The organism is Synechococcus sp. RSCCF101 (genome assembly GCF_008807075.1).
Lineage (GTDB): Bacteria > Cyanobacteriota > Cyanobacteriia > PCC-6307 > Cyanobiaceae > RSCCF101.
Genome location: NZ_CP035632.1, coordinates 1,522,177 through 1,537,711, shown reverse-complemented (window position 1 = coordinate 1,537,711; position 15,535 = coordinate 1,522,177). Strand labels below are relative to the sequence as shown.

Here is a 15,535-nt window from a genome sequence, read left to right as displayed (position 1 = left end):
CCTGCCCTCGCCACCATCGCCGCAGCGGCCGAGAGCGCGCCGGCCGGCCTGACCCTGGTGGGCGTGGGGCCCGGGGATCCGGAGCTGCTCACGGTGGCGGCGGTGCGGGCGATCGCGGCCGCCGGTGTGGTGGCCTACCCAATCAGCGCCGAAGGGGCCGCCAGCATGGCGGCGGCGATCGCGGCCCCCTGGATCGGGCCCGAGCAGCGTCGGCTGCCCCTGCTGATGCCGGTGGTGGAGGCGGCCGAACCGAGGCGACGGGCCTGGCGCGAGGCCTGCGACCGGCTGGCGCGGGAGGTGGAGGCCGGAGCCGCGGTGGTGTTTCTCTGCGAGGGCGATGTGTCGCTCTACGCCACGGCCGCCTACGTGCTGATGGCCCTGCGCCGTCACCATCCAGCCTGCCCGGTGGCCCTGATCCCCGGCATCACCTCGATGGCGGCGGCCGCCGCCCGCGGGGCCTGGCCCCTGGCGCTGCAGCGGGAGCAGCTGCTGATCACCCCCACGCCCGACACTGGGGAGGACATGGATTCCCTGCTGATCACCGCGGCCCGCGCCAACCGGGTGCTGGTGCTGCTCAAGCTCGGTCGCCGCTGGCGCTGGCTGCGGCCCCTGCTGGAGGCGCGCGGACTGCTGGAGGGGGCCCTGTTGGCGAGGCGGGTGGGCTGGCCCGATGAGCTCATCGCCCCGGCCGCTGCGGTGCCCGCCGCCGAGCTGCCCTACTTCTCCCTGCTGCTGCTGCGCCAGGGGCGGGCGGAGGTGTTGCCGTGACCGCAGCCCTCCCCGGCCCAGCCACTGATCTCCGCCTCCCCGGCCGCGGCCGGCCGCGCCAGCTGCGCTGCCGGGTGCTGCAGTCGCCCCTGGCGGGGGTGAGCGACCGGGTGTTCCGCGGCCTGGTGCGCCGCTGGAGCGCCGATGCGCTGCTGTTCACCGAGATGGTGAATGCCACCAGCCTGGAGCTCGGCCACGGTCTGCAGAAGATCGATGAGCTGGAGCGGGAACAGGGCCCGATTGCCGTGCAGCTGTTCGATCACCGCCCGGAGCCGATGGCCGATGCGGCCCGCCGGGCCGAAGCGGCGGGGGCCTTCCTGATCGACATCAACATGGGCTGCCCCGTGCGCAAGGTGGCCCGCAAGGGCGGGGGCAGCGGTCTGATCCGGGATCCGGATCTCGCCGCCGCGATCGTGAGCCGGGTGGCCGAGGCGGTGCGCGTGCCCGTGACCGTGAAGACCCGCCTCGGCTGGTGCGGTGGTGATGCCGACCCGGTGGGTTGGTGCCGCCGCCTGCAGGAGGCCGGCGCCCAGATGCTCACCCTGCACGGCCGCACCCGCGAGCAGGGCTTCAAAGGGTCGGCCGACTGGTCCGCCATCGCCGCGGTGAAGCGGGCGCTGCGGATTCCGGTGATCGCCAACGGCGATGTGGACAGCCCCGAGGCGGCTCTGCGCTGCCTGCGTCTCACGGGGGCCGATGGGGTGATGGTGGGCCGCGGCAGCATGGGCGCTCCCTGGCTGGTGGGCCAGATCGATGCGGCCCTCAGCGGCCAGCCGCTGCCGCCCACCCCAGATGCCCGGCAGCGCATCGCCCTGGCCCGCGAGCAGCTGCAGGCGCTGGTGGAGGCCAGGGGAGAGCATGGGCTCCTGATCGCCCGCAAGCACATGGGCTGGACCTGCCAGGGCTTTCCCGGAGCGCCGCAGCTGCGCCATGCCCTGATGCGGGCGCACACCCCGGCCGAGGCCATCGACCTGCTGGATCGGGCTGCAGACTCAGTGGCGTGCCGCACCGGCCTCGAGCTCGGAGGGGTGGCATGAGCGAACCCCTGCCCGACTGGCCCCTGAGCCGGGCCCTGCTCCAGGCGGTGCTCGATGATCGCCTCAGCGACCGCCAGGTCTGCGCCCTGATCTGGCACCGGCTCGGCTACGAAGCCGACCCAGGCGGCGGACCCTGGCGTGCCGGCGCCGCCACGCCGCCCGAGTGGGCCGAGGCCTTCCCTCTCGCGCCGGAGCTGATCGCCGAACGGCCGGCCAGCGTGCGGCTCACCCGGTCGATCGAGCGGCCCCACAAGCAGCTGCTCAAGGAGCAGCTGGGCTTCGCGGGGTACACGATCTCCGAGCTGGTGCCGCGCCGCACCCGCCGGGCCACCGCGGTGAACTGGTTGCTCGCCTGGCTGCGTCGCCGCGGCGAGCCCCTGCCGGAGCAGGGCCCGTTGCCGCCCCTGCAGCCCCCGCCGCCCGCTCCGGTGCAGGGCCATCCGGGAGATCCGCCGGTGCGCTGATCGCCGCCGCGATCCGCCGCGCTCGCCTCACACCTGGATCGTGACCGGAGTGCCCTTGGGCGTGCGCTCGAACAGCCAGCGGGCCTCCCGGGTGGGCATGCGCACGCAGCCGTGGCTGCGGGGAACCCCGAAGGACTGACCCGCCTGCTCCTGCCAGGGAGCGGCGTGGATGCAGATCGTCTCGTTGCGGGTCACGCACATCGCCCAGGGCACACCCGGCGCCACGAAGCCCCGGCCCCGCATGGTCACCGAGCGGTACTTCGTGTGCACCTGTCCCTGTCCGGTGGGGGTGGGCGAGGCCGGCGCACCGGTGCTCACCTGGATCACCCGCACGGGCACGTTCTGCTGGTCGTAGGCCGTGAGGGTCTGATCCGACAGATCCACCACGATGCTGGCGATGAGTTCGAGCATGGGCGCCTCCTTGCTCCTGCTGCCGCTGTCCTCGCCCTAGCCCGCTGCGCCCGCCGCAGCGCGAGACGCAACAGTCTCTTCTGTATCGCCAGCTACCGCGCTGGCCGCCGTGCTTCCCGAGAGCCCCGGAGAGCGTCGAAGGCCTCTGTTTAGGGTGATGGGCTTCTCGCTCCCCAGGGAGCTCCGTCTTGCCTCGTCCCCTCGTCGCCGTTCTCGGCCGTCCCAACGTGGGCAAGTCCACGCTGGTGAACCGCCTCTGCCGCAGTCGGCAGGCGATCGTTCACGACGCCCCTGGGGTCACGCGCGACCGCAGCTACCAGGAGGGCTTCTGGCGCGACCGCGACTTCCGCGTCGTCGACACCGGCGGCCTGGTGTTCGACGACGACAGCGCCTTCCTGCCGGCGATCCGCGAGCAGGCCTCCCTGGCTCTGAACGAGGCCCAGGTGGCTCTGCTGATCGTTGACGGCCAGCAGGGCGTCACCGCGGCGGATCAGGCCATCGCCGAGTGGCTGCGGGTGCAGGCCTGCCCGGTGCTGCTGGCGGTGAACAAGTGCGAGTCTCCCGATCAGGGCCTGGCCATGGCGGCCGAGTTCTGGGGGCTGGGCCTGGGTGAGCCCCATCCGGTCTCCGCCATCCACGGCGCCGGCACCGGTGAACTGCTCGACAAAGTGCTGGAGCACTTCCCTCCCCTGCAGGAGGAATCGGAGGAGCCCGAGCCGATCCAGCTGGCGATCGTGGGGCGCCCCAACGTGGGCAAGTCGAGTCTGCTCAATGCCATCTGCGGCGAGCCGCGGGCGATCGTGTCGCCGGTGCGTGGCACCACCCGCGACACGATCGACACCCAGCTGGAGCGGGAGGGCCGCTCCTGGCGTCTGCTCGACACCGCCGGCATCCGCCGCCGCCGCAGCGTCTCCTACGGACCGGAATTCTTCGGAATCAACCGCAGTTTCAAGGCGATCTCCCGCAGCGATGTCTGCGTGCTGGTGATCGATGCCCTCGATGGCGTCACCGACCAGGATCAGCGCCTGGCTGGCCGGATCGAGGAGGAGGGCCGCGCCTGCGTGGTGGTGGTCAACAAGTGGGATGCGGTGGAGAAGGACAGCCACACCATGGCCGCGATGGAGAAGCAGCTCCGCTCCCGCCTCTACTTCCTGGAGTGGGCCGCGATGCTGTTCACCTCCGCCCTCACCGGCCAGCGGGTGCAGGCGATCTTCGCCAGCGCCGCCGCGGCGGTGGATCAGCACCGGCGGCGCGTCAGCACGGCCGTGGTGAACGACGTGCTGCAGGAGGCCCTGAGCTGGCGCAGTCCCCCCACCACCCGGGGCGGCCGGCAGGGCCGGCTCTACTACGGCACCCAGGTGGCGACGCGGCCTCCCAGCTTCACCCTGTTTGTGAACGAGCCGCGTCTGTTCGGCGACAGCTATCGCCGCTACGTGGAGCGGCAGCTGCGGGAGGGGCTGGGCTTCGAGGGGTCGCCGCTGCGGCTGTTCTGGCGCGGCAAGTCGCAGCGCGACGCCGAGCGGGAGCGCTCCCGGGGGAGCTGAATGGACTGGTTGCGTCAGCTGCCCATCGGCCAGTTCGTGGCCGGCTGCCCGTGCTGGCTGCGCCGCCTCGATGCCCGCCTGAAGCTGGCCTGGACCGTGGCCTTCCTGATGACCCCCGTCCTGGCGGGTCCCCTCTGGCGGCTCGGCCTGGTGCTGCTGCTGCTGCTGATCACGGCGGTGAGCGGCCTGCCCTGGGCTCTCTGGCGCCGCAGCCTGCCCCTGCTCCTGGCGCTCTGCCTGCTGGTGGGCGGCCTGGCGGCCTTCCTGCCGGCAGGGGCCGGCGCCCCCATCCCCCTGCAGCGGCCGCCGCAGGAGCTGCATCTGGCTCCTGATGGCCCGAAGGACCAGGTCGGTCCCTCCTGGATCGTGTTTGAGGCGGGCCCGCTGAAGCTGGGGCCCCTCAGCCTGGGGCCGCTGACGGTGACCCGCCGCTCGGCCCGGCTCGGCTTCAACACCGCCACGCTGCTGCTCACCCTGATCCACAGCGCCAACCTGATGCTGGTCTGCACACCGCCGGAAGAGCTGGTGTGGGCCCTGGCCTGGACGCTGACGCCGCTGCGCTGGTTCCGGGTGCCCGTGGAACGCCTGGCCTTCATGCTGCTGCTGGCCCTGCGCTTCCTGCCCCTGGTGCAGGAGGAGTTCCAGAACCTGCTGCGCTCGCTGGCCACCCGGGCGGTGAGCTTCCGGCGGCTGGGGTTCAAGCCCGGGCTCGGTCTGGCCCTGGCCGTGGGCGAGCGGCTGCTGGCCAACGTGCTGCTGCGGGCCGAGCAGGGGGCCGATGCCCTCATCGCCCGCGGTGGGCACTGGCTGGCCCCGGCCCAGTTCCGGCCCCTGCGGGGCGCCCGGCCGCTGGTGAACGGCGCCGGCTGGCTCGCCCTGGTGCTGTTGCTCGGGCTGAGAGGCAGGTACGGTGCCCTCTGAAATTGTTGCAACCGCTGCTGCACCGGTGAGCGCTGAGAGCTACCTCAACCACCCAACGTTCGGGATGCTCTACCGGGTGGCCCAGGCCGGCGAGAGCCGCGACCTCTACGCAACGCTCTACGCCCAGCGGATGTTCTTCCTGGTGACCCTGCAGCCGCGCGGCGCCCGCTTCGAGGTGATTCCGCTGATGGATGCCCGCCACGTGGCCGAGCAGAACCTGGCCCGCAGCCGCCGCGATGACCCCACGGCCTACGCCCGCTGGCGCCAGCTGTTCGATCAGACCTTCATCTGAAGGCCCGCGGCATGACCGGCGCGTCCGACTCCCCCGCGCAGCGCTGGCAGGCGATTCAGGCCCGCCTGCCGCCCTCCTGCCGGCTGCTGGCGGTGAGCAAGGGTCAGCCGCTCGCCGCCATCGAGGAGTTGGCCGCTCTGGGGCAGCGCCACTTCGGTGAGAGCCGCCTGCAGGAGGCCCAGGTGAAGCAGGACGCCCTGGCGGCAGCGCCGGACGGAGGCTCCGGACTCGACTGGCACTTCATCGGCCGGCTCCAGGCCAACAAGGCCCGGGCCGTGCTGCGGCGCTTCGGCACGATCCACTCGCTCGACAGCCTCCCCCTGGCCGAGCGCCTGCACCGCATCGCCGGCGAGGAGGGACGTCGCCCGCGGGTGTTCCTGCAGGTGAAGCTGCGGCCGGATGAGGCGAAGGGTGGCTTCAGTCCCGAGGATCTGGCGGCCGCCTGGCCGCGCCTGCAGGAGCTCGATGCGCTCGAGCCGGTGGGCCTGATGACGATCCTTCCGCTCGGGCTGGAGGTTGATGCACGCCGCCGGGTGTTCGCCGAATGCCGCGCTCTGGCTGATCGGATGGGCTTGCCGGAGTGCTCGATGGGGATGAGCGGCGACTGGCCCGAGGCCCTGGAGCAGGGGAGCACCTGGTTGCGACTCGGCAGCGTTCTGTTCGGGCCGCGGCCGGCGCGGCCTCACTCCGCAGCGGCCGGACCGGCGGCATGAGTGGACTCCCTGCCGGGAATGCTCTTGCAGCGCTTGTCCCGGGACGCTATTTCTAGTCGAGCTTTGGCGGCGCTTTGACGGTCCCGTCGCGGCTCGATTCCTCTTCAGCTGATCTCCGAGGTTCCCAGGTGTCGTTGTTTTCCCGTCTTCGCTCCGTTGTTTCCGGCGACGACTATCTCGAAGACGATTACGACGAGCTCGAGTACGACACCGCTGACGAGAGCGAGGCAACTCCGTCGCCTTCCTCGCGCAGCTCAGCGGTGAGCAGCGCCCTAGCGCCCCTGGACTCCGGTTTCAGCAGCTCGGATCCCTTCGCCGGCACCAATGTGATCGGCATGCCGGGCATCGCCGCTGTAGCGGCCGAGATCTCCCTGATGGAGCCCCGCAGCTTCGATGAGATGCCGGCGGCCATCCAGGCCCTGCGCGACCGCAAGACCATCATCCTCAACCTGACGATGATGGAGCCCGACCAGGCCCAGCGGGCCGTGGACTTCGTGGCCGGTGGCACCTTCGCCATCGACGGCCATCAGGAGCGCGTCGGGGAGAGCATCTTCCTCTTCGCCCCCAGCTGCATCACCGTCACCACCAGCGACCGGGAGGAGACCTCCAGCACCACGGTGGTGAACAGCCCCACTCCCGCAGCTTCCGATAGCAGCCCGGCTCCAGCTCCCGCCTGGTCGCGTTCGGCTGAGACCGGTCTCAGCGCCGGCGTCTGATCGCCTCCGCAGCCGTGCCCGAGCCCAGCGGCGATCGCCCCGCCAGCTTCGGCGTGGTTGGCTTCGGGCGCATGGCCCGGGCCCTGCTTCAGCCCCTCCTAAGCGATGGCCTGCTCGACCCGGGCCGCGTTCGCGCGGCGGTGGCCACGCAGGCCTCTCTGGAGCGACTCCGTCCACTGCATCCTATCGAGCTCAGCTGCGACCCGGCCCGGGCCTGGGCCTCTGATGTGGTGCTGCTGGCGGTTAAGCCCCAGCAGCTGGAGGCGGTGGCCGCCGGCTGCACCGCGCCGGCCCCCGGTCAGCCGCTGCTCATCTCGGTGCTGGCGGGCGTGCGGCTGGAGCGGCTCCAGGCTCTGTTCCCTGCCCACCGCTGCATCCGGGCGGTGCCCAACACCCCCTGTCTGGTTCGGCAGGGCCTCACCGCACTGGCCTGGGGGCCTGGGGTGGAGGCGGCCCAGCAGCGCTGGGTGGCCTCCCTGTTCGCGGCGGTGGGCCGGGTGGTGGAGCTGAGCGAGCCGCAGCTCGATCCCTTCCTGGCGCTCACCTCATCGGGCCCGGCCATGGTGGGGCTGATGCTCGAGGCCCTTGCTGACGGGGCCGTGAGTGCCGGCATGCCCCGGGCGCTGGCGCTGGAGCTGGCCCCGGCCATGCTGCGCGGCAGCTGCGCCCTGGTGGAACAGGAGGCGCTGCATCCCTCGGCCCTCAAGGACATGGTGATGAGTCCTGCCGGCACCACGGCTGCGGCGGTGCGGGTGCTGGAGCGCGCCGGCCTGCGCTCGGCCCTGCTGGAGGCGGTGGTGGCCGCGAGCGAGCGCAGCCGGGAGCTGGGCTAGGCGCCCCTCAGGCTCACCCTCCGGCTCAGGGCCTGGACCCCGAACCGAGCCGGGGCTCCTGGCCCTTGACCAGTCGCTGGAGGTTGCTGCGGTGCCGCCAGAGCACAACCGCCATCGCCAGCACGGCAAGAGCCAGGTGGGCGGGCGGGGCCGAGCCCTTCAGCAGCATCAGCAGCGGCAGGCTCAGGGTTGCCAGCACGCTGGAGAGGGACACGATCCGGCTCAGGCTCAGGCTGAGCAGGAACACCCCCAGGCAGGCCAGGCCCACACTCCAGCTGATGCCCAGCAGAACGCCGAGCCCGGTGGCCACGGCCTTGCCGCCCCGACCCCCCAGCCACACCGGCCAGATGTGCCCGGCCAGGGCCAGCAGTCCGGCCGCCACCACCCACCACGCCGCTGCCGGTGTGGTGCCGCTCACCAGCAGGGCGGCCAGGCGCACCGCCGCGGTGCCCTTGCCCACATCGATCAGAAACACCACCAGGGCGGGGCCGCGCCCCACCACCCGCAGCACGTTGGTGGCTCCGGTGGAGCCGGAGCCCTCGTCGCGCAGGTCGACTCCGGCGCACCAGCGGCCGGCCAGCCAGCCGGCGGGGATCGAACCGAGCAGATAGCCCAGCAGCAGGCTCAGCGGACCGGCCAGCCCCGTCACAGCAGGTCCTCCTCGTCGCCCAGCTCGCCGGGACCGGCGGCGAAGGCCAGCCAGAGCGGGAACTGCAGCACCGGGATCTCCACCACCTGCTCGGCGGCATCGATCACGATGAAGGGAAGCTCATCACGCTCCTCGAGCCGGTCGGCCCGGTCCACCAGCGCATCCGGCCGCTCGAACAGCACGATGCCGCTGCTGGGGCCGAAATCGTCGCGCGTCAGACCCAGGGCATCCTGCAGGCAGCGGCGCCATTCCCCCAGCCGCTCCGGCCGGCTGGCCAGCACCAGGGTCTGGAACCGATCCCCGTAGAGCTCCCCCAGGATGGCGATCGCGGCCGCCGTGATCAGGGCGTTGCGGCTGCGGTTGCCGCCGCTGGGCTGGGCGCCGCGGCCGCCCTGGCTCAGGAACCAGTCCTCCAGCAGGGGCGCATGACGGGGGTCCAGGCTGCGGCGCAGCTGCCAGGGGTCGGCGTAGAAGTCCGGTTCCTCCAGGAACCGGCCCAGCCGATCCCGGATCAGGTCCGTATCGGCCGCGAAGGCGGCCGCGGCCCCGGCGGGTCCGGTGGCGGGCTCCGCGGCCGGGGCCGGATCGGCGTTCTCGCCGGCAGCGGCCTGGGCCTGCTCCAGATCGAGGGGGGAGGGCTGCACCACCAGGGGCTGCACCACCAGTTCCATCTGGGAAGCCGAGCTCACCAGGTCCTGCAGGGCACCCACCAGATAGTCCTGGAAGCCCTTCAGGCGTCGGGCCACCGCGTCGGTCTTGCCGGGCAGATCGTCCGTCAGCTCCTGCTCGAGCTGATCGCGGCGGCGCTGCAGGTCGCTGATCTCGCTCTCGAGGGCCTGACGCCGCGCCTGCAGGTCCTGCAGGGCGAGGGCGTAGAAGGCGTCGGCGGAGCCCGTGGCCTCGGTGGCGGAGGGTGCGTCGCTCAAGATTGGCCTCCATCGGTGGCCGCGGCGGCCGCGGCGCTGCGCTCCTCGATCGGCGCTCCCACGTTCCGGCGCAGCTCCCGGTTCAGCCCATCCGGCTCGAAGAGCATCGGCAGAAAGTGAATGCTGTTCACTTCACGGAAATAGAAGAGGATCGGCAGGCGCGGCCAGAACACCCGCCAGGCCAGCCACTCCCGGTAGGGGAAGCGGCGGATCACGGTCTGCTGCCGGCGCACCAGCAGCGCATCGCCGCTGAACTCCAGCCGGATCAGGGCCGTCTGCACCACCAGCACCAGCCCGAAGAGAGCGGTGAGCAGGGCCGCCACCACTGCGATCGCCAGCCAGGGGGTGGCCAGGGGCAGGTCGTTGAGGCGGCCGACCAGCACCGCTGCGGCCAGGATCACCAGGCCTCCTGCGGTGATCGCCAGCGAGAGGCGATAGCTGGGGGAGAGCACCGGATGCAACCGCGAAACGGCTCCATGCTGCCTCAGGCGATTCCTGGGAGCCTCAGCCGAACAGCAGCTGGGTCAGCACCACGTCCACCAGTGACACGGTGACCAGGATCATCACCACCGCGCCGGTGGTGCTGGTGCCCACCTCCTTGGGCCCGCCGCGGGTGGTCAGGCCCCAGCCGCAGGCCAGCACCGCGATCTGCAGACCGAACACCACCGCCTTGATCAGCATGCTGGGCAGGTCGTCGGGCAGCACCCAGGTGCGCACCGAGGTCCAGAACACCGTGGGAGGGATCTGATACAGCAGCGTGCTGCTCACCTGGCCGGACCAGAGCGCCACGATGAAGAACATCAGGCACTGCACCGGCGCCATCAGCACCATCGCCACCACCCGCGGCACCACCAGGTATTCCACCGGGTCGGTGCGGAGCATGGTGATGGCATCGATCTGCTCGGTGACCTTCATGGTGCCGAGCTGGGCGGCGTAGGCCGTGGCCACCTTGCCCGTGAGCAGGGTGGCGGTGAGCAGGGGCGCGATCTCCCGGGCCAGCCCCACCGCCAGCAGCCCTCCCACCGTGCTGTCGGCCCCCTGCCGGGTGAGTTCGGCGGCCACCTGGATGTTGAAGACCGTGCCCGCCGCCAGCGAGGTGATCAGCACGATCAGAAAACTGCCGGGACCAGCCTCCATCAGCTGATCGATCAGGTCGATCCAGTTGATGCGGCCGCGGGCGATCGCCGTGACCGCCTGGCCGCCGATCAGGGCGCTGGTGCCGAGCCGTCCCAGCCACGGCGGAGCCTTGGCGTTCATGGGGCGATGGGTTGCAGATGGGCGCCGCGGTCGGGCCAGCGGCGCATCACGATCAGTCCCAGCACCACCAGTACGGAGGGGATCAGGCCCATGCACAGGCGGATGGTGATCAGGGCACTGTCGGGTTGCTCAAGCGCCTGGGCCGTGGCCCCGGTCACCGACTCACCGGAGCGGTAGCCGCTGAGCGACAGCAGCACCCCCAGCAGCTGGATGCTGAGGCCGATGCCGATCTTCTGGATCAGCACCATCCAGGCGGTGTAGAGCCCGGCGGGCTTGTCGGGGTCGGCATCGATCGCATCGGGCAGGAGCGACCAGGGGATCAGGTAGGCCGTGGAGGCCCCCAGACCCATCAGCAGGATCGTCGCCACCAGGGCCAGGAACCGGGGCGCGTTGGCGCCCTGCATCACGGTGGCCCAGCCCGGCGTGGTGCCTGCGGCGGCGGGCTCCAGCGCCAGCATCGGGATCACCCAGAGGGCGATCAGGCAGGCCACGATCCAGATGGCCGCGCCCCAGCGCAGGGCCAGCACCCGGCCGCGGCGGTTGGCCACCAGGCTCCAGAGCTGGAGCCCCACCAGAGCGCTCACCTGGAACGGCAGCAGGATCCAGCTGGAGAGGGTGCCGGGCACATTCACCACCTCCACCAGGTAGATCAGGGCCACCGGCTGCATCAGCTGCAGCGCGCACCAGAGCAACAGATAGAGCCCAAGCACCCGCAGGAAGCGGCCGTTGCGCAGGATGCGGCGCAGCTGCTGCCGCACCGGTTCCGGGTGTCCACTGGGCCTGCTGGCCTGGCGGGCGAAGGGGGCCAGGCCCCAGCAGCAGCTGAGGGTGGCGGTGGCGGCGATCAGGCCGGTGATCTGGCCCATCTGGCGGTAGCCCGTCTCGCCGTTGGCCACCAGCAGCGACGCCACCACCAGGCCGCTGATGCCGGCGAGGATCGAGCCGGTGAAGCGAGCCGCATTCAGGCGCGTGCGGGTGCGGGTGTCGGTGGTGAGTTCGGTGGCCAGGGCCGCATAGGGCAGGTTCACGCTCGTGTAGGCCGTCATCAGCAGCACGGCCATCAGCACGTAGTAGGCGGTGCGGTGGAGCACGTCTCCGGGCGGCACCCACCACATGGCGGCCAGGGTGATGCCGAGGGGCAGGGCGGCACCGAGCATCCAGGGCAGCCGGGGACCCCAGCGCGTGTGGGTGTGATCGCTCAGCCAGCCCACCAGCGGGTCATTGATACCGTCCCAGACCTTGATCACCATCAGCAGCGAGCCGGCCACCGCCGCGGGCAGGCCCGCGATCGAGGTGAAGAACACGAAGAGATAAAAGCCCAGCTGGGTGGCGGCCAGGCCAGTGCCGGCATCCCCCAGCCCGTAGCCGACCATCAGGCGTCGGCGGGAGCCTCCCCGCGGGTTGGGCGTGGCGGCCAGCGTGGTCACGGTTCACGCATTCAGGTGCCCGCCATCATGAACGGAGCCCCGCCAGGTAAGGTGCCCTCGTCGCTACGACTCGAACAGAGCATTCACTGTTGCTTGTCCAGCAGAAGTGCCAGCTGAAACTGTTCATTTTGCGGGCGTAGTTTAGTGGTAAAACCTCAGCCTTCCAAGCTGATGATGCGGGTTCGATTCCCGCCGCCCGCTTGAATCTCTGCCGCTGCTGTCACAGCCGCGTGTCTCAATCGGTGGCGGCTGTGTCAAGTCCGGAAGCCTCCTGCAGCACGGCGAGCAGCGCATCGCCGTAGCGCTCCAGCTTGGCGGCACCGATGCCGCTGATCCCCGCCAGCCCGCTGCGATCCGAGGGGGCCGTGCCGCCAGTTCCATCAGGGTCCTGTCATGGAAGACCACATAGGGAGGCACCCCCTGCCGGCTGGCCTGCTCCCGCCGCCAGCGCTTCAGGGCCGCCAGCAGAGCCGGATCGCCATCCCCCATGGCTGCGGCCGTTCCAGCGGAGGAGGCCTGGCGTCGCTCGCGAGCGGCCGGGGCCAGCGGCAGCTCCAGGGTGCGCTCGCCCCGCAGCAGCGGCCGCACCAGATCGGGCGGCCCGAAGCGCAGGCCGCCCTTGCCGTCCGGCACCGGTTCCAGCACCCCGAGGCCGGTGACCTGACGCACCAGGGTGCGCCACTGGCCCCGATCCAGTTCCCGGCCGATGCCGTGCACGCTCAGCTGATCGTGGCCGAAGCGGCGGATCCGCTCACCGGTGCCCCCCAGCAGCACGTCCACCACGTGGGCCGCCCCGAAGCGCTGGCCGGTGCGGTAGACCGCCGAGAGGAGCTTCTGCACCGGCACGCTCTGGTCCACCAGGGTGCGGGGCTCCAGGCAGCCGTCGCAGTTGCCGCAGGGCTCGGCCAGGGTCTCGCCGAAATGGCGCAGCAGCACCTGGCGGCGGCAGCCCGCCGCTTCGCAGAAGCCGATCAGAGCTTCGAGCTTGCCGTGCTCGATCCGCTTCTGCTCCTCGTCTGCGCCGGAGTCGTCGATGAAGCGGCGCAGCTGGGGCACATCCCCCGGCCCCTGCATCATCCAGGCCACGGCCGGCAGCCCGTCGCGTCCTGCCCGGCCGGTCTCCTGGTAGTAGGCCTCGAGGCTCTTGGGCAGATCCACGTGGGCGACGAAGCGCACATCGGGCTTGTCGATGCCCATCCCGAAGGCGATCGTGGCCACCACCACCACGGCGCTGCCGGTGCGGAAGTGCTGCAGGGCCGCGGCACGGGCCTCGCTGCTCAGCCCGGCGTGATACGGCACTGCATCAAAGCCGGCGGCCTGCAGGTCGGCGGCGAGCCGGTTCACCCGGCTGCGGGAGCGGGCGTAGACGATGCCGGCCTCGCCCCGGTGCTCCGCCAGGAACTGCTGCAGCTGGCGGGCGGGCTGGTCCTTGGCTCGCACCATGTAGCGGATGTTGGGCCGGTCGAAGCTGGCCAGGAACACCCGGCCCGTCTGCAGCCGCAGCCGCTCGAGGATGTCCTCGCGGGTGCGGGGGTCCGCCGTGGCGGTGAGCGCCAGCCGCGGCACCTCGGGGAAGCGGTCCGCCAGCTCGCCCAGCTGCCGGTACTCGGGACGGAAGTCGTGGCCCCACTGGGACACGCAATGGGCCTCGTCGATGGCGAACAGAGCCAGGGGCTGGGGGCCCGGCAGGTCCGCCAGCCGCTCCAGCAGATCGCCGTTGAGCAGCCGTTCCGGGGACACGTAGAGCAGATCCAGCGCGCCCTGGCGCAGCCGTGACCAGAGCCCGGTGGCGCGCTCGCCATCCAGGCCGGAATGCAGCGCCGCCGCCTGCACGCCCAGCTGCTGCAGGGCCTCCACCTGGTCGTCCATCAGGGCGATCAACGGTGAGACCACCACCGCCAGCCCCGAGCGGCACAGGGCGGGCACCTGATAGCAGAGGGATTTGCCGCCACCGGTGGGCATCAGCACCAGGGCCGAGCCGCCGTCGATGACATGGCGCACGATGTCTTCCTGCGGGCCGCGGAAGCCCGGGTAACCCCACACCCGCTGCAGCACCTCCTGTGGGATCACCGGTCCGGCAGCGTGCGTCGCATCACCTCCACCAGGCCATCGGCCAGCGGTCGCCGCTGCTGCAGGCGGACGCTCCAGATCGATCCGCTGCGCAGGTCGTCGCTGCTCACCAGCGCCATGTCCTGCCCCTCCAGCAATCGCAGGGTCGACAGGGGCACCGTGAGGTCGGCCCGGAACACATGGGCCAGGCGGCGCTCGTTGCGGTGCTGCAGCCAGAGCACGGGCGCGACCGGCTGCCAGGCGATCTCCTCCAGCAGCTCGCGCCGGATCGCCTGCTCGGGTGTCTCGCCTGGGTCGAGATGCCCCCCGAACAGTCCCCAGCATCCCGGGGCGACGATGCCGGGTACGTCGTCGCGCAGCTGCATCAGCCAGCAGCCCTGCCGCTGCAGCATCGCCAGGGCCACCTCCTGCGTCATCGCCTCGCCCGGGGCCACGGCAACCCCCGGGGCCTGTGCTGCCCACGCGGAAGGGCCCCCCGTGGGGAGGGCCCTTGCACCGGTTGCGGGAGGTGCAGCAGAGCTCCCGGTCGGGTGTCTATCCACGTGTTAGCCCGCGTCCGGCCGGTTGTCAGCTCCATGGTCTGCATGGCTCTCGGCTCAGTCTTTCTCAAGGTCCGGCTGCCCGGCGGTGCTGCCTTCGGGGCAGATGAGATCCGCCGCGTGCCGCGCGTCCTGCAGCACCTCCCGCAGCTGCTCGGGGGTCTGCTGGAGCAGGCGCAACCAGGCATCGAGGTAGGCGGCGTGATTGGCCATCGCACTGCCGATCTGCAGGCGATCCCCCAGCAGCACGGCGCCGGGCTCCGCCACCAGCTCCTCACGGGCGTAGGCCGGGCCCAGCACGGCGCGATCCGCCGCCGCCCCCTGCAGATCCCGGTTGAGCCGCGATGGGTGCCCGCTGGAGTGCACGGCTTCGTGGGCCCAGGTGGCATAGAAGCCTTCCGCTGAGCCGAAGCGGCTCCGCTCCGGCAGCCGGATGCGATCCGCGGCGGGGTCGTAGCCGGCCGAGTCGCCGCCGTGCTGCACCGGCACGGGCCAGCGGCGCAGCTGCCGCTCCGCCGCCGCCAGGCGTTCGGGTGGCCGGAGCAGCGCCGCGGCTGCAGCGCGGCGCCGGGCCTCAATCAGGCGGCCCAGCCGGGGCCCCTCCAGATCGGCCGCGTTGACCAGCGGCACCGGCCTGAAGCGGCACCGGCCGCCGCCTGCATCGGGCAGAGGCTGGATCACCGCCACCGGCCGGCAGCCCGCCCGGGGCACCAGCCCAAGAGTGGCGGCCCGGCGCAGGCCGCACCAGTAGGGCCGGGCGGAGGGGATCCAGCCCATGGCCAGGCGGAGCAGCAGCGGATTGCCGCCCCGGTAGGGCCGGCCGCTGAGGAGATTGACCTGCTGGCCTGCCGCGCGCGGATCCCACGGACGACGCCATGGAGCGGTGCCGGCCCTGAGCAGGGCGATCAGTTCCTCCAGCAGCAGGGTCTCGGCAGCCGGCATCGGCGGCGCAGCGGTGCTCCCGGTTC

At 71.7% G+C, this 15,535-nt stretch carries 17 protein-coding genes, 1 tRNA gene and 1 pseudogene; 10 read left to right on the top strand and 9 right to left on the bottom strand.

All coding sequences use genetic code 11. The features are described 5' to 3' along the window. The first annotated feature begins 15 nt into the window (after positions 1–15). Genes cobI through EVJ50_RS07430 form a run of 3 tightly spaced genes read left to right on the top strand, consistent with a single transcriptional unit; the run spans position 16 to position 2,269 of the window. Positions 16–768: a precorrin-2 C(20)-methyltransferase gene (cobI, locus tag EVJ50_RS07440; protein ID WP_370455636.1), complete on the top strand. Its 753-nt coding sequence runs from the start codon at positions 16–18 to the stop codon at positions 766–768. Further along, a complete protein-coding gene (gene dusB, locus EVJ50_RS07435; protein WP_150883228.1) occupies positions 765–1,805 on the top strand; it encodes a tRNA dihydrouridine synthase DusB in 1,041 nt (346 codons plus the stop codon). The genes cobI and dusB overlap by 4 nt, the downstream gene beginning before the upstream one ends. Next, positions 1,802–2,269, top strand: a complete 468-nt coding sequence (locus EVJ50_RS07430; RefSeq protein WP_150883227.1) for a DUF1823 family protein — start codon at positions 1,802–1,804, stop codon at positions 2,267–2,269. The genes dusB and EVJ50_RS07430 overlap by 4 nt, the downstream gene beginning before the upstream one ends. A 27-nt stretch (positions 2,270–2,296) precedes the next feature. Here EVJ50_RS07430 and EVJ50_RS07425 read toward each other — a convergent pair whose 3' ends face one another. Next, complete coding sequence (locus EVJ50_RS07425; protein ID WP_150883226.1) at positions 2,297–2,680, bottom strand: L,D-transpeptidase; 384 nt, start codon at positions 2,678–2,680, stop codon at positions 2,297–2,299. A 188-nt stretch (positions 2,681–2,868) separates the two neighbouring features. On the opposite strand from EVJ50_RS07425, the gene der reads away from it, so the two are divergent. The 6 genes from der to proC all read left to right on the top strand — a co-directional run bounded on the left by der (position 2,869) and on the right by proC (position 7,699). Next, positions 2,869–4,224 (top strand): ribosome biogenesis GTPase Der, encoded by a 1,356-nt coding sequence (gene der / locus EVJ50_RS07420; protein ID WP_150883225.1) that lies wholly within the window; start codon positions 2,869–2,871, stop codon positions 4,222–4,224. Beyond that, positions 4,225–5,145 carry an energy-coupling factor transporter transmembrane component T gene (locus EVJ50_RS07415; RefSeq protein WP_150883224.1) on the top strand — a complete coding sequence of 307 codons (921 nt, stop codon included), beginning with the start codon at positions 4,225–4,227 and terminating at the stop codon, positions 5,143–5,145. A gap of 25 nt (positions 5,146–5,170) precedes the next feature. Beyond that, positions 5,171–5,437, top strand: coding sequence for a PipX family protein (locus EVJ50_RS07410; protein WP_150883223.1), 267 nt, complete (start codon positions 5,171–5,173; stop codon positions 5,435–5,437). Positions 5,438–5,448: 11 nt separating this feature from the next. Then, positions 5,449–6,150 carry a YggS family pyridoxal phosphate-dependent enzyme gene (locus tag EVJ50_RS07405; RefSeq protein WP_150883222.1) on the top strand — a complete coding sequence of 234 codons (702 nt, stop codon included), beginning with the start codon at positions 5,449–5,451 and terminating at the stop codon, positions 6,148–6,150. Positions 6,151–6,278: 128 nt separating this feature from the next. Further along, complete coding sequence (locus tag EVJ50_RS07400) at positions 6,279–6,866, top strand: cell division protein SepF (protein ID WP_150883221.1); 588 nt, start codon at positions 6,279–6,281, stop codon at positions 6,864–6,866. Between the two features lie 71 nt (positions 6,867–6,937). Continuing rightward, the gene (gene proC / locus EVJ50_RS07395; protein ID WP_150884932.1) at positions 6,938–7,699 is read left to right on the top strand and encodes a pyrroline-5-carboxylate reductase; all 762 of its coding nucleotides are present in this window, start codon (positions 6,938–6,940) and stop codon (positions 7,697–7,699) included. A 25-nt stretch (positions 7,700–7,724) separates the two neighbouring features. On the opposite strand, the gene plsY is transcribed toward proC, so the two are convergent. The 5 genes from plsY to EVJ50_RS07370 are packed head-to-tail and all read right to left on the bottom strand — an operon-like array spanning position 7,725 to position 11,904. Beyond that, complete coding sequence (plsY, locus tag EVJ50_RS07390) at positions 7,725–8,348, bottom strand: glycerol-3-phosphate 1-O-acyltransferase PlsY (RefSeq protein WP_225322845.1); 624 nt, start codon at positions 8,346–8,348, stop codon at positions 7,725–7,727. After that, complete coding sequence (locus EVJ50_RS07385; protein WP_225322844.1) at positions 8,345–9,274, bottom strand: DUF3086 domain-containing protein; 930 nt, start codon at positions 9,272–9,274, stop codon at positions 8,345–8,347. The genes plsY and EVJ50_RS07385 overlap by 4 nt, the downstream gene beginning before the upstream one ends. Further along, complete coding sequence (locus tag EVJ50_RS07380) at positions 9,271–9,726, bottom strand: DUF3119 family protein (protein WP_150883219.1); 456 nt, start codon at positions 9,724–9,726, stop codon at positions 9,271–9,273. Before EVJ50_RS07380 ends, EVJ50_RS07385 begins: the two co-directional genes overlap by 4 nt. 52 nt (positions 9,727–9,778) lie before the next feature. After that, positions 9,779–10,531, bottom strand: coding sequence for an ABC transporter permease (locus EVJ50_RS07375; RefSeq protein ID WP_150883218.1), 753 nt, complete (start codon positions 10,529–10,531; stop codon positions 9,779–9,781). Then, positions 10,528–11,904: an MFS transporter gene (locus tag EVJ50_RS07370; RefSeq protein WP_150884928.1), complete on the bottom strand. Its 1,377-nt coding sequence runs from the start codon at positions 11,902–11,904 to the stop codon at positions 10,528–10,530. The genes EVJ50_RS07375 and EVJ50_RS07370 overlap by 4 nt, the downstream gene beginning before the upstream one ends. A 184-nt stretch (positions 11,905–12,088) precedes the next feature. Between EVJ50_RS07370 and EVJ50_RS07365 the strand changes: the two genes are divergently transcribed. Beyond that, positions 12,089–12,159: transfer RNA gene (locus EVJ50_RS07365), tRNA-Gly, on the top strand. Positions 12,160–12,193: 34 nt separating this feature from the next. Here EVJ50_RS07365 and recQ read toward each other — a convergent pair. The 3 genes and pseudogenes from recQ to EVJ50_RS07355 form a co-directional block, all read right to left on the bottom strand. Beyond that, positions 12,194–13,959, bottom strand: a pseudogene (gene recQ / locus EVJ50_RS07360) (DNA helicase RecQ). A 65-nt stretch (positions 13,960–14,024) separates the two neighbouring features. Then, positions 14,025–14,444 (bottom strand): NUDIX hydrolase, encoded by a 420-nt coding sequence (locus EVJ50_RS15010; protein WP_225323175.1) that lies wholly within the window; start codon positions 14,442–14,444, stop codon positions 14,025–14,027. A gap of 180 nt (positions 14,445–14,624) precedes the next feature. Then, positions 14,625–15,509: a zincin-like metallopeptidase domain-containing protein gene (locus tag EVJ50_RS07355; RefSeq protein ID WP_150883217.1), complete on the bottom strand. Its 885-nt coding sequence runs from the start codon at positions 15,507–15,509 to the stop codon at positions 14,625–14,627. Between the last annotated feature and the right edge of the window lie 26 nt (positions 15,510–15,535).

Bases quoted from the DNA above. Each gene is read 5' to 3' on its own strand.
- EVJ50_RS07405 (WP_150883222.1), top strand. From the start codon at position 5,449: ATGACCGGCGCGTCCGACTCCCCCGCGCAGCGCTGGCAGGCGATTCAG.
- EVJ50_RS07415 (WP_150883224.1), top strand. From the start codon at position 4,225: ATGGACTGGTTGCGTCAGCTGCCCATCGGCCAGTTCGTGGCCGGCTGC.
- EVJ50_RS07425 (WP_150883226.1), bottom strand. From the start codon at position 2,680: ATGCTCGAACTCATCGCCAGCATCGTGGTGGATCTGTCGGATCAGACC.
- EVJ50_RS15010 (WP_225323175.1), bottom strand. From the start codon at position 14,444: ATGACGCAGGAGGTGGCCCTGGCGATGCTGCAGCGGCAGGGCTGCTGG.
- EVJ50_RS07355 (WP_150883217.1), bottom strand. From the start codon at position 15,509: ATGCCGGCTGCCGAGACCCTGCTGCTGGAGGAACTGATCGCCCTGCTC.
- proC (WP_150884932.1), top strand. From the start codon at position 6,938: ATGGCCCGGGCCCTGCTTCAGCCCCTCCTAAGCGATGGCCTGCTCGAC.
- EVJ50_RS07370 (WP_150884928.1), bottom strand. From the start codon at position 11,904: ATGGTCGGCTACGGGCTGGGGGATGCCGGCACTGGCCTGGCCGCCACC.
- EVJ50_RS07375 (WP_150883218.1), bottom strand. From the start codon at position 10,531: ATGAACGCCAAGGCTCCGCCGTGGCTGGGACGGCTCGGCACCAGCGCC.
- EVJ50_RS07430 (WP_150883227.1), top strand. From the start codon at position 1,802: ATGAGCGAACCCCTGCCCGACTGGCCCCTGAGCCGGGCCCTGCTCCAG.